Genomic DNA, 14,790 nt, shown 5'->3' on the forward strand with positions numbered 1-14,790 from the left:
CATGCACATCGCCGTTGTTGGACTGAGCCATCGCACGGCTCCGGTCGAGGTTCGGGAGCGCCTCAGCATCCCCGAGCAGACGATCGAGTCCTCGCTCAACGCCCTCAAGGGCGACGACGAGGTGATCGAAGCCTCGATCCTGAGCACCTGCAACCGGCTGGAGATCTACGCCCTGCTGCGCCATCCCGACCAGGGACTGGATGCGGTGGGGGAATTCCTCAGCCGGCACTCGGGCCTGGGCATTGATGAGCTGACCCCGCACCTGTTCACGTACCACCACCGGGATGCCGTGAACCACCTGCTGCGGGTGGCGGCCGGGCTCGACAGCCTGGTGCTCGGGGAGGGTCAGATCCTGTCCCAGGTGAAGCGCATGGTGCGGCTCGGACAGGAGCACCGGTCGATCGGGCCGATCCTGAACCGACTGCTCACCCAGGCCGTGAGCACCGGCAAGCGGGTCCGCAGCGAAACCAATCTGGGCACGGGCGCCGTGTCCATCAGCTCGGCCGCCGTGGAGCTGGCCCAGCTCAAGGTGGGCCAGGCCCGTGGTCTCGATGCGCTGGTCAGCCTGGATCAGGAGCAGGTGGCCGTGGTGGGCGCCGGTCGGATGAGCCGGCTGCTGATCCAGCACCTGAAGGCCAAGGGCTGCGCCGGTGTGGTGCTGCTGAACCGGACGATCGAAACCGCCCGGCGGCTGGCCGCGGACTTCCCCGATCTGCCCGTGCAGGTGCGGCCACTGTCGGATCTCGACCAGTGCCTCAGCACCTGCTCGCTGATCTTCACCAGCACGGCCGCCGATGAGCCCCTGATCGATGCGGCGCGGCTGCAGCCCCTCAATCGCCGCGCGTCGCTTCGGCTGATCGACATCGGGGTACCGCGCAACATCAGCGCCGATGTGGAGCAGATCGAGGGCGTCGACGCGTTCGATGTGGATGATCTTCAGGAAGTGGTCAACCGCAACCAGGAGTCACGACGCCAGATCGCGGAAGAGGCCGAGGGTCTGCTGGCCGAGGAATCGCGCCTGTTTCTCGAGTGGTGGGATGGCCTGGAGGCGGTTCCCACCATCAACCGCCTGCGCACCCATCTCGAGGCGATTCGTGAACAGGAACTCCAGAAGGCCTTCAGCCGCATGGGGCCGGATTTCTCCGCCCGTGAACGCAAGGTGGTTGAAGCCCTGAGCAAGGGCATCATCAACAAGATCCTGCACACACCGGTGACCAACCTCCGTGCCGCCCAGCCCAGGCCGCAGCGGCACCAGGCCCTGCGGGTGGTGGAGGAACTGTTCGCACTGGAGCAGCCGCCGGAGGCCTGAAGTTCACGGCAGGGGCAGTCGCTGAGGTGAGCAGCGATGCCAGCTCCGCCCACCATGATCCGTTAAGTTCGGCAGGCCTGGCCTGCAGCCCGAGGGGAATGCCATGAAGCGAGTTCTGTCGATCATCCTGGGAGGTGGCGCGGGAACCCGCCTGTACCCGCTCACCAAGATGCGCGCCAAACCGGCGGTGCCTCTGGCCGGCAAGTATCGACTGATTGATATCCCCATCAGCAACTGCATCAACTCCGGCATCAACAAGATGTACGTGCTGACGCAGTTCAACAGCGCCTCGCTCAATCGGCACCTCACCCAGAGTTACAACCTTTCCGCCGGTTTCGGCCAGGGTTTTGTTGAAGTCCTCGCCGCCCAGCAGACACCGGAGAGTCCGAGCTGGTTCGGGGGCACGGCGGATGCCGTGCGCAAATACCAGTGGCTGTTCCAGGAATGGGACGTGGATCAGTACCTGATCCTCTCCGGCGACCAGCTGTACCGGATGGACTACAGCCTCTTCGTCAAGCATCACATCGAGACCGGGGCCGATCTCAGCGTCGCGGCGCTGCCGGTGGATGAGGCCCAGGCTCAGGCCTTCGGGCTGATGCGCACCGATGTGGAAGGCTCGATTCTCGAATTCAGCGAGAAGCCCAAGGGAGAGGCGCTGCATGCCATGGCCGTGGACACATCCCGCTTCGGCCTCTCTGGCGAGGACGCCGCGAAGCGCCCCTATCTGGCATCGATGGGCATCTATGTGTTCAGCCGCGAGACCCTGTTCGATCTGATCAACAGCAACCCGGGCCACAAGGACTTCGGCAAGGAGATCATCCCCGAGGCCCTCAAGCGGGGCGACAAGCTGCAGAGCTATGTCTTCAACGATTACTGGGAGGACATCGGCACGATCGGGGCCTTCTACGAAGCCAATCTGGCTCTCACCCAGCAACCCGATCCGCCGTTCTCGTTCTACAACGAGGAATTCCCCATCTACACCCGGCCCCGCTACCTGCCTCCCAGCAAACTGCTCGACACGCAGGTCACGGAGTCGATCATCGGCGAAGGGTCGATGCTCAAGGCCTGCAGTGTGCACCGCTGCGTGCTGGGTGTGCGCTCCCGCGTGGAGAGCGAATGCGTGCTGCAGGACTCCCTGATGATGGGCGCTGATTTCTTCGAGTCCGCTGAAGAACGGGCCGCCCTGCGTGCGAGGGGTGGCATCCCTGTGGGCGTCGGCTCGGGCACCACCGTGAAGGGAGCGATTCTCGACAAGAACGTCCGCATCGGCAACAACGTCACCATCGTCAACAAGGACCGCATTGAGGAAGCCGACCGGCCGGAGCTCGGGTTCTACATCCGCAACGGAATCGTGGTGATCGTCAAGAACGGCAGCGTCGCCGACGGCACGGTGATCTGACCCGGCACCCATCGCGGCAGCCGGGCAGAAGGCTGTGACCCATCGCTGACAGTCGTGCCGACGGGCGGTCGGGGCGGCCCGGAATGGTCACACTGGCGACAGGTCCGGCATTTCCTGCATGGCAAAGGCACACTTCGGCCTGATCGGGTTGGGCGTGATGGGCGAGAACCTCGTCCTCAACGCCGAACGGAATGGGTTCTCCAGCGTGGTCTACAACCGCACCACGTCCAAGACCGATGAGTTCCTCGCCGGACGTGGTGCCGGCAAGCAGATCGTTGGTGCGGCGACCCTGGAGGAGTTCGTGGCCAGCCTGGAACGGCCACGGCGGATTCTGATGATGATCAAGGCCGGTCCGGCCATCGATGCGGTGATCGACCAGCTCGATCCGCTCCTGGAGGAGGGCGACCTGCTGATCGATGGCGGCAACTCGCTGTACACCGACACCGAACGCCGCGTCGCCCGCCTGGAGAGCCGCAGTTTCGGCTACATCGGCATGGGCGTTTCCGGTGGAGCCAAGGGCGCTCTGGAGGGTCCGAGCATGATGCCGGGCGGAACGAAGGCCTCCTACGACGCCATCGAAAGCCTGGTGACCACGATGGCGGCCCAGGTGGAGGACGGCCCCTGTGTGACCTACATCGGACCCGGCGGTGCCGGCCATTTCGTCAAGACGGTCCACAACGGCATCGAGTACGGGATCGAACAGGTGCTGGCCGAGGCCTATGACCTGATGAAGCGCATCGGCGGCCTCAGCGGCAGCGCCATGGCCGATGTGTTCGCCCACTGGAACAGCACCGAGGAGCTGGCCTCCTATCTGGTGGAGATCACCGAGGTCTGTCTGCGCCGCCGGGACGACGACGGCACGGATCTGGTGGAGGCGATCGTCGATCAGGCCGGCCAGAAGGGCACCGGTCTGTGGACCGTGATCAGCTCCCTGGAGATGGGCGTGCCCGTGCCGACGATCTATGCCGCCCTCAACGCCAGGGTGATGAGCTCACTGAGGCCCCAGCGGCAAATCGCCGAGGGCATTCTGCAGGGCCCCGGCCCCGTGGAGGCGTCCGTCCTGGGAGATCCGGCCGCTGGCATGGCGCCCCTGATGGATGCCTGTGTGCTGGCCTGCATGGCCAGCTACGCCCAGGGCATGGCCCTGATGCAGGAGGCCTCGAGCCTGCACAGCTACAACCTGCACATGCCCTCGATCGCTCAGATCTGGAAAGGCGGCTGCATCATCCGCGCCAGGCTGCTGAAACGCATCCAGGACGCCTACAACACCGATCCCTCCCTCGCCAATCTGCTCATCGATCCCTGGTTCGCCGACCAGGTGAACCGGCGCCTGCCCTCCCTGGCCGCGGTGGTGGCGGCGGCCAGTCGCAGCGGCATCCCCGTGCCCTGCCTGAGCAGCAGCCTCGACTACATCAACAGCTACCGCACGGCGCGGCTGCCCCAGAACCTCGTTCAGGCCATGAGGGACTGCTTTGGCGCTCACACCTACCAGCGGGTAGACAAGGAGGGAACCTTCCACACCGAGTGGCTCGACTGAGCCCACGGTGCAGCTCGCACCTCAGCCATGACGGCACCAAGCTCCAGCGGCTACCGGGTGGTCCGCGCCAGCTCCTCCGAGGATCTGGCGCGACGTGCCGCCGAGACCATCGCCAGCCACATCGATCTGGCCCTCGATCAGCGGGACCGGGCCCAGATCGCGCTCTGCGGTGGCGGCACGCCGGCCGCCACCTACCGGCACCTGGCTCAGGAGCGCCTTCCGTGGGACCGGGTGGATGTGTTCCTCGGCGATGAACGCTGGGTGGACAGCGAGGATCCCGCCAGCAATGCACGGCTTCTGCGCCAGACCCTGCTGGCGGAGGGGCCTGGCGCCAGCGCCAGCTTCCATCCGGTTCCCACCTCGAGCGCCAGTCCCGAGGACGGGGCCAGGCTCTACGAGGAGGCCATCCAGCGCGCCTGCCGCGGTGCGCCGCCGATCTTCGATCTGATGCTGCTGGGACTCGGGGAGGACGGTCACACCGCCTCCCTCTTCCCCGGTACGGCGGCAACCACGGTGCGCGACCGCTGGGTCACGATCGGGGAGGGCAAGGGCCTGCCTCGCATCACCCTCACCGCTCCTGTGCTGTCGGCAGCCGGTCAGGTGATCATGCTCGTGGCCGGAGCGGGCAAACAGCAGGCGCTGCAGCGGCTGCAGGACCCTGCCGAACCGGCTGAGCGCACACCGGCCCGGCTGGTGCAACCGGCCCGCGGTGTGCTGATCCTGGCGGACGAGGCCGCTGCGGGGTCCGCGTGACGCCTCCCCCCGCCGTGCCGCCGCCCCTGCCGGCCGGGGCCCTCGAGATCGCCACGGGGGCGGCCTTCAGCGGCTGGCTCGCCCTGAACGACACCGTGATGGGCGGTCGCAGCAGTGCGGCCTGCAGCCTCACCCCGGAGGGTCTGCTGCTGGCCGGGGAGGTCATCGAGGCGGGTGGCGGTTTCGTCAGCTGCCGCTCACCGCTGTTCTCGCCGCCGCTGGATCTGTCGGCCTACCGCGCCCTGCGGCTGCAGCTGCGGGGCGATGGCCGCACCTACAAGCTGGCGGTGGCCACCCGGGACGGGGCCCTGGGGCTCACCGAGCTGATCCCGAGCGGGCTGCGCTGGGTCGCGGAGGTGCCCACTCAGGCCGAGGGCCGCACCGTGGTGGAAGTGCCCTTCGCCGCGCTCACACCGTCGATCCGGGCCAGGCCCGTGGGCTTCTCGCCCCGCTTCGATCAGGCGGGCCTGACCCGGCTGCAGCTGCTCCACTCCCGTTTCGGCACCCGTGGCGACGACAACCCGGGCTTCCGGGCCGGTCCGATCCGCCTGCTGCTGGAGGCGATCCATGCCGTTCCCTGATCCCTCCGTCATCGCCACGGCGGCGGATCTCTGCCTGCGGCCCTGGCGTCACGGCGTGGTGGTGCTCGATGACAGCGCCCTGCCCGATGAGCTCTGCCTGAGGCTCGAATGCCGCGACGGCGACGGCTCGCGTCAGCCCGGCCGGGACCTGGAACTGGAGCTCTACCGCAGCGGCCGGGATCTGCACCTGATGCTCAGCTGGCCGTCCGAGCCCGAGGCACCGATGCTCTGGCAGGGACGCCATCCGGTCTGGATGGACCCCCAGTCCGGCCAGCGCTGCAGCAGCCCGGGTGGGGAGAGCGATGCCCTGGAAGCCCTGGCCCGCCGGCTGCGGGCTCTGCTGAATCCCTCGGGGTGACAGCAATGACCCGCCTCGCCGGCGCGACGCCGACTGGGGCCACTGCAGCGACGGGTCTAGGGTCGGCCCACGGTCAGCATCCGCAGCGGCCAGGTCCTCCCGACCGGGATCACTGAACCACCCATGCCGGAACAGGACAACAGACCGCCACTGCCACCGCCCCCGTCGATGCCGACAGCGAGGGTCAGGCCGGAGCCACGGCTGTCGGGCTTCGAGATCCGCGACGGCCTCGCTTCGGATGCGATCCGGGTCGTGTTTCAGCCTCAGGTGTTCAGCCAGGGTGGCGGCGTGCGTGGGGCCGAAGCGTTTCTGCGCTGGCAGGACGCCTCCGGGGTGACGCTCCCACCGAGCGCCGTCATGGAAGCCGTGGAGAAGGACCGGCTGTGGCCGTCGGTGACCAAGGCGATCATGGCGCGGACGCTGAAGAAGCTGCGGTCGTGGCTGCAGAAGGACCTGCCGGTCTGCATCGGCATCAAGTTGCCGGGTCCTGTGCTCATCGCCCCCGCCGTGGTCGACGCCATCGCCGAGCAGGTGCTTCAGTCGTCGGTCAAACCGAGCCACATCGTCTTCCACATCGAGTCGCTGCCGGCGGATCTCAGCCTGATCCCGGCCCAGCAGACCACGCTCGGCAAACTGCACGACAGCGGCTTCCGTCTTTCAGCGCTCTGCCCGCTGCTGATGACGGATTTCACCCTCTCCAGACTGGGCTACAGCCTGTTCGATGAATTCCGCATCGATTTCCGTCTGGCGCATCCCAGCACCCGTGGTGACCGGCTCTCCCACAGCACGGAACGGTTCGTGGCCGGTGTGCGCAAGGCGAACAAACTCTCCATTGTTCAGAACCTCGAAACCCGCGCCGATTACGACATCGCCGTGAACACCGGTGTTGATCTGCTGCAGGGTTACTTCATCTCCAAGCCGCTCACCGCGGCTGAGTTCGAGGACTGGCAGGACAGGCCGAGCTGGCAGCCCTGAGCAGAGCCTCGCGCATCGACCGGGACAGGGAGATCGGGGTGGTGTGAGCGATCTCCGGGTCCACAACCATCTCTGCCAGGCCCTCCCGGAACGCCCGATGCAGTGCCACCGCATGCTCCGGGGGCACCACGGCATCCCGCTCGGCAGCGACGATGCGGGTGGGCGCCCTGACCTGCGGGGCCTCGGCGGCCGCATCCCAGCGGTCCTGCAGCAGCAGATCCACCGGCAACCAGGCCAGAGCCCGGCGGGCCACGGCGAGCAGGCTGTCGAACGGCACCAGAAGCACCAGCTGCACCACAGGCCGGCTGGCGGCCACATGCACGGCAGGCCCGGTGCCGAGGCTGCGACCCACCACGATCACGCTGGGGTGGCGCCGCGCCACGAGAGCGTGAAGCGCCTCAGCATCCGCTCGCAGGGATCGCTCGTTCGGCGATCCGTCGCTGCCGCCGTAGCCCCTGTAATGGAGCAGATAAAGAGCGGTGTCGGGCAGCAGGGCGGCCAGCTCGGCGCGGGTGACGGACACATCCTCCGCATTGCCGCCGAAGTAGATCAGGGCACAGGGTCCCGGATGGGGGCGATGGGACACCATCACCCGGGTGCCATTCACCATCAGGGCGAGCCGTCCGGATGGGTCGGCCGCGGGTCTGGGGTGATAAATGAGGCGCCGCTGCTGCACACGAACCCAGAGCGCGACTGCGGCATAGGCCGCCAGCCCGCCGGCCAGCAGCGGCAGCAGGCGCAGGGCTCCCATGGCGGCAACGCTCTCCGATGCAGACTTGCAGGGTGACGCATCGGCGGGCACGCCGCTCTCGATGGCTCCGGATCGCTGTGAGGCGCTTGATGCGACCCGCTTCCTGGCGGTGCTGCTGCTGATTCCCTTTCACACCGCCGCGATCTTTTACCGCGGCGATCTCGGCAGCTTCTACCTGACAGCCCCGTCCAGCAGTGCCGTGCTGAGCGCCTTCGTGCTGCTGGTGCATCAGTGGCACATGCCCCTGTTCTTTCTGCTCGCCGGAGCCGCCAGCTGGCACTCCCTGCAGCAGCGAACCGCAGTGTCCTTCCTGCGGCAGCGCCTGCAGCGGCTTCTGCTGCCCCTGGTGGTCGGAACGCTGCTGCTGGTGCCGCCACAGGTGTACGTGCACGCCGTGCAGAGCGGGGAGCCGGTCGGTGGCTTTCTTCGCTTCTATCCCCACTTCTTCGATGGCGTCAGACCGGCCGGCCACTTCGAGTGGGGCCACCTCTGGTTTCTCGCCTATCTGCTGGCGATCACGCTGGCGTTCCTGCCGTTGATGCAGTGGCTCACCAGGCCCGGTCGCGGAGCACCCGGATGGCCCACCGCTGGGTGCCCCGCGTGGGTCGCCCTGCTGCTGCCGGCCCTGCCCCTGATGCTCTCCGAAGCGCTGCTGCGCCCGCGCTGGCCAGGCTTCCAGAACCTGGTGGACGACTGGGCCAACGTGAGCCTGTATGGCCTCTACTTCCTCGGCGGCTTTCTCTTCTGCCACCTGGCCTGGCCCTGGCAGTCGCTCGATCGGTTCCGCTGGCCGCTGGTTCTGCTGGCTGGTCTCACGATGGGGGTGTTTGCGGCACTCGAGCTGAGCGGAGCAGCGCCCGCTCTGGACAGCTCCTGGCCGGCCCGTCTGTTTCAGGCCTTCCGCGGCGCCAACACGTGGTACGTGGTGCTGGCCCTGCTGGCCCTGGCACGCCGCTTTCTGGCCGCGCCGGGCACACCGCTCCACACCGGTGCCTGGGCCGGCATGCCGCTGTACCTGCTGCACCAACCGGTGCTGGTGGCTGTGGGCTGGGTCGTTGTGCCCCTGCCTCTGCCGCTGGCCTCCAGGGTTCTGCTGATCGCCGGCGTCTCCCTTCTGGTCTGCGCGGCCGTGATCGGCGGGCTGCTGCCGCGGCTCGGCAGGGCAGGCCAGTGCTTCGGCATGCCGACGCCCGCATGAGCGCCGATGCACCAGAGCGGATGTCGGTGATCATCCCCACCCTCGATGAGGAGGACTGCCTGGCCCGCACCCTCAGGAGTGTGCAGGCGCTGGACCCGCCCGCATGGGAGGTGCTGGTGGTGGATGGAGGCAGCCGCGATGGCACCATCCGGATCGCCGAGGCGGCGGGGGCGACGGTGCTGCGGTGTGCCAGAGCCGGCCGGGGGGTTCAGATGAATGCCGGCGCCCGCGCCGCCAGCGGCACCCTGCTGTGCTTCCTCCATGCCGACACATTGATTCCGCCGGATCTGACCCGGCTCGCCGCCCGGACGCTCTCGGACCACTCGATCGCCTGCGCCGGCTTCATCTCGGTCATGCGCACGGGAGGCCGGGTCTGCTGGGTGGTCACCGCCATGAACCTGCTGAAGACCCATCTGGCACCCCTGCTGTTCCGCCCGCTCGCCTTCTGCAGGGGACTGCGGCTGCTGTTCGGCGATCAGGTCATGGTCCTGCGGCGCGAGACCTTCTGGGCCGACGGTGGCTTTGACGAACGCCTGACCCTTCTGGAGGACGGCGACCTCTGCCTGAGGATCGTGAACCAGGGCCGGCTGACACTGATCCCCCGTCTGGTGGAGAGTTCCGGGCGACGGGTGCGGGCCTGGGGTTCATTCAGGGCCATCACGACCTATCTGTCGATCGGGATTCTCTGGGGCCTCGGGGTGGCCCCGGAGCGCATGCGCCGCTTCTACGAGGACGTGCGCTGATTCAGGCCCCAGTCGTAGGGGAGATGCACCAGGCGAAGCGCCGCTGGAGAGACCGCAGCGGCATCGTCCAGGTGGGGAAGGATGTACTCCGCCACCGAGCTGGCGGAGGCCAGGAAATCGGAGCGGTACCACTGGAAGATGCGGCTGCAGAAGAGAAGGCCCCGATCCCCCTCGAGGTGAACCTTCTCGGAATTGCGGATGAACCGGTTGCGGTCCTCATCGAGCTGGCGATCGATGCGTCCGGGCTCATAGGCATGGTTTCGCAGCAGCGGACAGCCCCGCGAGGCGCAGACGATGGCGAAGTGAATGCGCGGATCCCCCAGACGCCGCAGCATCACGTTCTCGATCCAGGCCAGGCTGATGGACGCTCCATCCAGCCGATGCAGCCGCCGGTTGAAGAAGGCCAGCAGAGCGGGCCAGTTGGGCAGCCCCAGCAGGGTGGGACGGATGGAGGCGATCGGATAGGCCCGCAGAACGGCCTGAATCGTGAAGGCGTTGTAGAGGTTGATCCAGTGCGCCAGATGGTCCGCACGATCAGACGTGTGACGTGACTGGCCCTCCAGCCACGACTGCAGGGTGTCGCGATCGTGCCGCTGCCAGTTCTCGTAATCCACCCGGCCGGCCGAATCGACGTAGCGACGCAGCAGCCCGTCCCAGATCAGCGGATCACGCATTGCGGTATGGATGGATCAGGCCAACGCAACGGCGTGCTCGTTCACCAGGGCACCGAGGCGAATCTTGCGTTCGAGCAGGCAGGCGTGACCGCTGCCGGGCAGCTGAACGGTGGAAGCCCTGCGGAAACGCTGGCTGAGGGCTGCGGCTTCGGCCACCGATGGCAACAGACGATCAGCCCCCGACGCCAGCAGCAGCACCGGCTGCTCAATCCGCTCCAGCGGCAGCTGCCGGGCTGAAAAGTCCGCCAGCAGGGAGAGGCGCCAGGCGGCACTGCGGGGCTGCACCGAGCGCATCGCCTGGAGCAGGGCCCTCTGATTGGCCGGGGACACGCGATGCTGCGCAATCAGGAAGGGCAGCAGGGCCGCAGCCGACAGGCCGTAGATGGCGCGCGGCAGCGAGGACACGAGGTCCGCTCCCCAGCGAATCCATGGCTGCCCCATGGCCGAGGAGGCGGGGTTGATCAGGATCAGGGCATCGATCAGTTCAGGATGGCTCGCCGCCACCTGCAGAGCCAGGCAGGCTCCGAAGGATTCGCCGCAGAGAATCCGGGGTGCGCGGCGCGCGAAGCGGTTCCCCGCAGTCAGCAGGTCGACCATCTGTGCGCGAAGGCTGTCCCAGCTCGAGCAATCATCCGGGGGAATGGACACGGCCTGGACGTCGACCCTGGCCGTCAGGCCGGACAGCTGGGGACGAATCAGATCGCCTGTGCCGTCCATGCCCGGCAGATAGACGAGCTGTGGCCGCCCTGAACCGGCGTCACGAGGTGCCCGCGGCCACAGAGTGCTCAGACGGAGGCTCATGTCACGTCAGGATCACGGCAGGAGGCAGGGCGTCAGACACAGGCACGGCGGAGCATGGCGGCGATGTCGTCCCGGCAGTGCCGGGTGAGCTCCCGGGCCAGCAGAGCGCCCCGGCGGCCCCGATAGCGGCGGCGAGCCGGTTCATCGATCAGAACGGGATGTCCCACCGTCAGGTGCACCTGCCGGTAGACCGTGGCGTGGTGCCATCCCTGCTGCGCGAACAACGGTTCGCTGGGGTCCATCCACTGGAACAGACGGAACGGCGCCAGGCCGAACGCATGCTCATCCCGTGAGGCGATGGCCACGGGCAGCACCATCAACCGATCCACCGGAGCCCTGTAGGCCAGGTGGGCGAAGCCCCGGTGAAACGGGCTGAGACTTGCCGGCGGGCTGCCGGCCTGGGTCATCGGCTGCGGTCCCTCCGGGAAGATGCCGACGGTCTGGCGGGCCAGAAGCAGGTCGCTGGTCTGCCGGAAATAGTCGGCGTTCCTGTTGCCACCTGCGGTGAAGGGGTAGGCGCCCATGGCCGTGACGAACTCCCTGAGAGCCGGCACGTTGCCCATGTAGGCATGGGCTGCAAACCGCACGGAACGGTTGAGCAGAGCCATCACCAGGGGCACATCGAGCAGGCTGCGGTGATTGCTCACCACCACAACACGACTGGATTCCGGCACACGATCGGCATGCTCGATCGACACCGAGGTGTTCAGGGCCCGCAGCAGAGCGCGAGAAGCGAGCAGCGGAGGGCTGGCTGATCGATTCAGGGTCTGGAACGGAGTCATCGTGCGCAAGACTCGCAGCGATCAGCGCCTGTGTCGATCTGGGGCGATGAACGAGGAATGGCACGACCACCTCCGGGAATGGCGCAACCGGAGGCGGTCCATCGGGACAGATCAGGCTTCCCTGGAACTGGGGGCCAGATCGCTGGGACGGGAGAGAACGAAGACCACCATGGACGTCAGTGCGACGACGACGATGATCAGTCCTGCAATGGCGGCGCTGTAATCGGATTCCATGGCTTCAACCGAGTCCGATCTGACCGAGGATGCTCTGACCGGTAAGGAGCTCGGTGGCCAGACCGATCACGAAGCCGAGCATGGCGAGGCGACCGTTCCAGGTTTCGGCGAAGCCAACGAACCCGAAGCGGGAAGGCGCGTTGTCCATGGGGAAGAACCAACTTCCCCAACCTTAACACTCCGTAACATTGCCTGCACGGCGTCGGGTCAGCGAGACCAGAGATCCCTTGGGGATTCCTCCGCAGCGCGGCCACGCTTCAGGGGGCGAGCGGAGCCGGCGCCCGGAACCCCGCTACTGGGCTCATGAAGGCTGGCGGCCACGGCGGCAATCTCCTTGCAGAAGGCGGGATGGCGGATCAGCAACCTGGCGATGGCAGCCGCCTTGCCTTCGATCGCACCGAGGTCGTAATCGCGGAACACAGGAGCCGGGCTTTTGCTTTCGACGCTTGTGGCGGTCTCCTGAACAGCCTGATGAATGAGATCGCGCACGTGGCGTTCGGCCTGATCCCACTTCACGTAGTCAACGGCCTCGCTCTTGTTGGCAAACACGCGGTTGCCGACCTGGTACACCTCCCTGATCTCGGGGATCTCCGATGCCAGGAGCTCCTCCTCGCTCATACCGGCTCACCGCTCAACCCCTGTCCTAGCGAGAGCCCTCCGACACGGCCACGCTGCGATGGGGCCAGGCGGCAACGGTGGCTGACAGATCTCCTGGCATGGCTAGCAGTGGAACGTGCACACGGCGGCAGCGGCATCAGCCATCAGACGGGCCGAAGGACTGCCTGCCGCGATCGGCACCATCCCGACTCGGAGCCTCAGGCCAGCCATGAAGCCACCTCTACCCCCGTTTGATCGCACCACCGCCATCCAGAAAGCGCGGATGGCTGAGGATGCCTGGAATTCCAGGGATCCAGGCAGGGTGAGCCTGGCCTACAGCGAGGACAGCATCTGGCGGAATCGAGCCGAGTTCATCCGGGGACGGGCCGAGATTGAGGCCTTCCTGAAGCGCAAGTGGGCCCGTGAGCTGGACTACCGCCTGATCAAGGAGGTGTGGGCCTGGCACGAGAACAGAATCGCCGTGCGTTTTCAGTACGAGTGGCACGACGATTCGGGAAACTGGTTTCGGGCCCACGGCAATGAGAACTGGGAGTTCGACCCACAGGGACTGATGCGCCGGCGTGAAGCCAGCATCAACGACGTGCCGATTCGTGAGAGCGACCGCCTGTTCCACTGGCCTCAGGGTCCCAGACCGGCGGATCACCCCGGGCTCACAGACCTGGGGCTGTGACCGCGTCGCCAGCGAGCCTGAAGAACCATCCCCTGGCCGAGGAGATCCGGGATCGAGCGAGTCTGAGGCTCTTCATGGAGCACCATGTCTTCGCCGTTTGGGATTTCCTGGCCCTGCTCAAGGCGCTCCAGGCCAGCCTCGCTGATGCCCATCACTCGGGTGACCCTGCCGTTGATGGGAGCGGGTTGGCAGCGATCAACCGGATCGTTGCAGAAGAGGAAGCAGATGAGGCTCCTGACAATCCTTCCGGTGCGTCCCGGGTCAGTCACCTGGAGATCTACCTGCAGGCCATGAACGAAGTGGGGGCCGACACAGGTCCGATCCAGCGGCTGATGGAGCGGCTGGAGGCCGCCGAGGTGGGGAGCCTCACCAGCGAAGACGCCCTGAGGCGGCTGGAAAGGCTGCCGATTCCACAGCCGTCGCTGAGGTTCCTGACCAACACCTTCGCGATGATCCACACGGGCCGAGCCAGTGTGATGGCCGCTGCCTTTGCGCATGGTCGGGAGCTGCTGGTGCCCCAGCTGTTCCAGGCGATCCTCGACCGCAGCCTGATTCCAGCCCAACAGGCGCCGGGTCTGCATTGGTACTTCAGACGGCACATCGCCGTGGACGGCGACACCCACGGGCCTCAATCCCTTGCCCTCGTGCAGTCGCTTCGCCGGGGATCAGCAAACGAGGCCAGTCTGAGCGAGGCGGCAGAGCAGCAGGCCCTGGGGGCACGGTTGGCGCTGTGGAACGGGATCCATCAGGCCCTGCTCGAAGCCAGGGGCAAGAGGCAGGGCTGTCGTGAAATCCGGGAGCACGGCCAGGGAGAATCAGGCCTGTGAGCAGCGGGATAATGTGAAGGCTGACGGATGTGGTGTTCAAGACGAGGGTGCGGGATGAATCCGTCGCCGGCCCGAATCCCTTCCGTTGGCAGGATGTGAACAGCGCCGACATCTTTGCCGGAAAGAAGACCGTTCTCTTTTCCCTCCACGGCGCCTTCACGCCGACATGCTCATCCAACCATCTGCCCCGCTACGAAGAGCTCTACGAGCAGTTCCGTTCGCTGGGCGTCGATCAGATCATCTGCGTGTCGGTGAATGATGCTTTTGTGATGTTCCAGTGGGGAAGCAAGTGGGCGCCAACCATGTGTTCCTGCTTCCCGATGGCAACGGCGAGTTCACACGCAAGATGGGCATGCTCGTCGACAAGGCCAATCTCGGCTTCGGTCAGAGGTCCTGGCGGTATTCGATGCTGGTGAACGACAGGCAGATTGAGAAGGCCTTCATCGAGCCCGGCTTCGCCGACAACTGCCCGGCCGATCCGTTCGAAGTGTCCGATGCTGACACCATGCTGGCCTACCTGAAAGGGGTGAGCCCGTCAGGAGTGTCATCGCCACGGCGGGAGTTTGTGGGCTGAACCGGA

Annotated in this window: 18 protein-coding genes and 1 pseudogene; 12 read left to right on the forward strand and 7 right to left on the reverse strand. The window is 66.6% G+C overall.

The genetic code is table 11. The features are described from left to right. The first annotated feature begins 1 nt into the window (after nt 1). From EVJ50_RS04500 to EVJ50_RS04530, 7 genes are all read left to right on the forward strand, one after another. Nucleotides 2-1,309 carry a glutamyl-tRNA reductase gene (locus EVJ50_RS04500; protein WP_150882550.1) on the forward strand — a complete coding sequence of 436 codons (1,308 nt, stop codon included), beginning with the start codon at nt 2-4 and terminating at the stop codon, nt 1,307-1,309. A 103-nt stretch (nt 1,310-1,412) separates the two neighbouring features. Continuing rightward, nucleotides 1,413-2,708: a glucose-1-phosphate adenylyltransferase gene (locus tag EVJ50_RS04505; RefSeq protein WP_150882551.1), complete on the forward strand. Its 1,296-nt coding sequence runs from the start codon at nt 1,413-1,415 to the stop codon at nt 2,706-2,708. 118 nt (nt 2,709-2,826) lie between these two features. After that, entirely contained in the window at nt 2,827-4,245 is a 1,419-nt protein-coding gene (gene gndA, locus EVJ50_RS04510) for an NADP-dependent phosphogluconate dehydrogenase (protein WP_150882552.1), read from the forward strand. A gap of 27 nt (nt 4,246-4,272) precedes the next feature. Next, nucleotides 4,273-4,998, forward strand: coding sequence for a 6-phosphogluconolactonase (gene pgl, locus EVJ50_RS04515; protein ID WP_150882553.1), 726 nt, complete (start codon nt 4,273-4,275; stop codon nt 4,996-4,998). Between the two features lie 14 nt (nt 4,999-5,012). Further along, nucleotides 5,013-5,579 carry a CIA30 family protein gene (locus tag EVJ50_RS04520; protein ID WP_370455629.1) on the forward strand — a complete coding sequence of 189 codons (567 nt, stop codon included), beginning with the start codon at nt 5,013-5,015 and terminating at the stop codon, nt 5,577-5,579. After that, nucleotides 5,566-5,937, forward strand: a complete 372-nt coding sequence (locus EVJ50_RS04525; RefSeq protein WP_150882554.1) for a hypothetical protein — start codon at nt 5,566-5,568, stop codon at nt 5,935-5,937. The genes EVJ50_RS04520 and EVJ50_RS04525 overlap by 14 nt, the downstream gene beginning before the upstream one ends. Nucleotides 5,938-6,105: 168 nt before the next feature. Beyond that, nucleotides 6,106-6,912, forward strand: a complete 807-nt coding sequence (locus EVJ50_RS04530; protein ID WP_191964868.1) for an EAL domain-containing protein — start codon at nt 6,106-6,108, stop codon at nt 6,910-6,912. Here the strand turns inward: EVJ50_RS04530 and EVJ50_RS04535 are convergent. Further along, nucleotides 6,860-7,663 (reverse strand): alpha/beta hydrolase, encoded by an 804-nt coding sequence (locus EVJ50_RS04535; RefSeq protein WP_150882556.1) that lies wholly within the window; start codon nt 7,661-7,663, stop codon nt 6,860-6,862. The two genes, EVJ50_RS04530 and EVJ50_RS04535, sit on opposite strands and share 53 nt — an antisense overlap. Here EVJ50_RS04535 and EVJ50_RS04540 point away from each other — a divergent pair. Together EVJ50_RS04540 and EVJ50_RS04545 are read left to right on the forward strand one after the other, a co-directional pair. Next, entirely contained in the window at nt 7,662-8,861 is a 1,200-nt protein-coding gene (locus EVJ50_RS04540; RefSeq protein ID WP_150882557.1) for an acyltransferase, read from the forward strand. The two genes, EVJ50_RS04535 and EVJ50_RS04540, sit on opposite strands and share 2 nt — an antisense overlap. After that, on the forward strand, nt 8,858-9,604 hold the full coding sequence (locus EVJ50_RS04545; RefSeq protein WP_150882558.1) for a TIGR04283 family arsenosugar biosynthesis glycosyltransferase: 747 nt from the start codon (nt 8,858-8,860) through the stop codon (nt 9,602-9,604). The genes EVJ50_RS04540 and EVJ50_RS04545 overlap by 4 nt, the downstream gene beginning before the upstream one ends. Here the strand turns inward: EVJ50_RS04545 and EVJ50_RS04550 are convergent. The 6 genes from EVJ50_RS04550 to EVJ50_RS04570 all read right to left on the reverse strand — a co-directional run bounded on the left by EVJ50_RS04550 (nt 9,586) and on the right by EVJ50_RS04570 (nt 12,713). Then, the gene (locus tag EVJ50_RS04550; RefSeq protein ID WP_150882559.1) at nt 9,586-10,278 is read right to left on the reverse strand and encodes a DUF547 domain-containing protein; all 693 of its coding nucleotides are present in this window, start codon (nt 10,276-10,278) and stop codon (nt 9,586-9,588) included. The two genes, EVJ50_RS04545 and EVJ50_RS04550, sit on opposite strands and share 19 nt — an antisense overlap. 15 nt (nt 10,279-10,293) lie before the next feature. Beyond that, entirely contained in the window at nt 10,294-10,875 is a 582-nt protein-coding gene (locus EVJ50_RS04555) for an alpha/beta fold hydrolase (protein ID WP_370455596.1), read from the reverse strand. A 236-nt stretch (nt 10,876-11,111) separates the two neighbouring features. Beyond that, nucleotides 11,112-11,861: a 1-acyl-sn-glycerol-3-phosphate acyltransferase gene (locus EVJ50_RS04560; RefSeq protein WP_150882561.1), complete on the reverse strand. Its 750-nt coding sequence runs from the start codon at nt 11,859-11,861 to the stop codon at nt 11,112-11,114. 111 nt (nt 11,862-11,972) lie between these two features. Then, on the reverse strand, nt 11,973-12,095 hold the full coding sequence (locus tag EVJ50_RS15195; RefSeq protein ID WP_255452604.1) for a hypothetical protein: 123 nt from the start codon (nt 12,093-12,095) through the stop codon (nt 11,973-11,975). Between the two features lie 4 nt (nt 12,096-12,099). After that, on the reverse strand, nt 12,100-12,243 hold the full coding sequence (locus EVJ50_RS04565) for a chlorophyll a/b-binding protein (protein ID WP_150882562.1): 144 nt from the start codon (nt 12,241-12,243) through the stop codon (nt 12,100-12,102). A 59-nt stretch (nt 12,244-12,302) separates the two neighbouring features. Then, nucleotides 12,303-12,713 carry a hypothetical protein gene (locus EVJ50_RS04570; protein ID WP_150882563.1) on the reverse strand — a complete coding sequence of 137 codons (411 nt, stop codon included), beginning with the start codon at nt 12,711-12,713 and terminating at the stop codon, nt 12,303-12,305. A 208-nt stretch (nt 12,714-12,921) separates the two neighbouring features. On the opposite strand from EVJ50_RS04570, the gene EVJ50_RS04575 reads away from it, so the two are divergent. The 3 genes and pseudogenes from EVJ50_RS04575 to EVJ50_RS04585 all read left to right on the forward strand — a co-directional run bounded on the left by EVJ50_RS04575 (nt 12,922) and on the right by EVJ50_RS04585 (nt 14,784). Continuing rightward, nucleotides 12,922-13,383, forward strand: a complete 462-nt coding sequence (locus tag EVJ50_RS04575; protein WP_150882564.1) for a nuclear transport factor 2 family protein — start codon at nt 12,922-12,924, stop codon at nt 13,381-13,383. Then, nucleotides 13,380-14,210 carry a DUF3050 domain-containing protein gene (locus EVJ50_RS04580; RefSeq protein ID WP_191964869.1) on the forward strand — a complete coding sequence of 277 codons (831 nt, stop codon included), beginning with the start codon at nt 13,380-13,382 and terminating at the stop codon, nt 14,208-14,210. The genes EVJ50_RS04575 and EVJ50_RS04580 overlap by 4 nt, the downstream gene beginning before the upstream one ends. A 20-nt stretch (nt 14,211-14,230) precedes the next feature. After that, a pseudogene (locus EVJ50_RS04585) lies at nt 14,231-14,784 on the forward strand (peroxiredoxin). Nucleotides 14,785-14,790 lie beyond the last annotated feature (6 nt).

Origin of the sequence: Synechococcus sp. RSCCF101 (assembly GCF_008807075.1) — a bacterium.
Lineage (GTDB): Bacteria > Cyanobacteriota > Cyanobacteriia > PCC-6307 > Cyanobiaceae > RSCCF101.

Excerpts from the sequence above, each read along its gene's own strand:
- EVJ50_RS04500 (WP_150882550.1), top strand. The coding sequence starts at position 2 with ATGCACATCGCCGTTGTTGGACTGAGCCATCGCACGGCTCCGGTCGAG.
- EVJ50_RS04555 (WP_370455596.1), bottom strand. The coding sequence starts at position 10,875 with ATGGTCGACCTGCTGACTGCGGGGAACCGCTTCGCGCGCCGCGCACCC.
- EVJ50_RS04565 (WP_150882562.1), bottom strand. The coding sequence starts at position 12,243 with ATGGACAACGCGCCTTCCCGCTTCGGGTTCGTTGGCTTCGCCGAAACC.
- EVJ50_RS04540 (WP_150882557.1), top strand. The coding sequence starts at position 7,662 with ATGGCGGCAACGCTCTCCGATGCAGACTTGCAGGGTGACGCATCGGCG.
- EVJ50_RS04570 (WP_150882563.1), bottom strand. The coding sequence starts at position 12,713 with ATGAGCGAGGAGGAGCTCCTGGCATCGGAGATCCCCGAGATCAGGGAG.
- EVJ50_RS04530 (WP_191964868.1), top strand. The coding sequence starts at position 6,106 with ATGCCGACAGCGAGGGTCAGGCCGGAGCCACGGCTGTCGGGCTTCGAG.
- EVJ50_RS04575 (WP_150882564.1), top strand. The coding sequence starts at position 12,922 with ATGAAGCCACCTCTACCCCCGTTTGATCGCACCACCGCCATCCAGAAA.
- pgl (WP_150882553.1), top strand. The coding sequence starts at position 4,273 with ATGACGGCACCAAGCTCCAGCGGCTACCGGGTGGTCCGCGCCAGCTCC.
- EVJ50_RS04525 (WP_150882554.1), top strand. The coding sequence starts at position 5,566 with ATGCCGTTCCCTGATCCCTCCGTCATCGCCACGGCGGCGGATCTCTGC.
- EVJ50_RS04545 (WP_150882558.1), top strand. The coding sequence starts at position 8,858 with ATGAGCGCCGATGCACCAGAGCGGATGTCGGTGATCATCCCCACCCTC.
- EVJ50_RS04505 (WP_150882551.1), top strand. The coding sequence starts at position 1,413 with ATGAAGCGAGTTCTGTCGATCATCCTGGGAGGTGGCGCGGGAACCCGC.
- EVJ50_RS04560 (WP_150882561.1), bottom strand. The coding sequence starts at position 11,861 with ATGACTCCGTTCCAGACCCTGAATCGATCAGCCAGCCCTCCGCTGCTC.
- EVJ50_RS04550 (WP_150882559.1), bottom strand. The coding sequence starts at position 10,278 with ATGCGTGATCCGCTGATCTGGGACGGGCTGCTGCGTCGCTACGTCGAT.
- EVJ50_RS04535 (WP_150882556.1), bottom strand. The coding sequence starts at position 7,663 with ATGGGAGCCCTGCGCCTGCTGCCGCTGCTGGCCGGCGGGCTGGCGGCC.
- EVJ50_RS15195 (WP_255452604.1), bottom strand. The coding sequence starts at position 12,095 with ATGGAATCCGATTACAGCGCCGCCATTGCAGGACTGATCATCGTCGTC.
- gndA (WP_150882552.1), top strand. The coding sequence starts at position 2,827 with ATGGCAAAGGCACACTTCGGCCTGATCGGGTTGGGCGTGATGGGCGAG.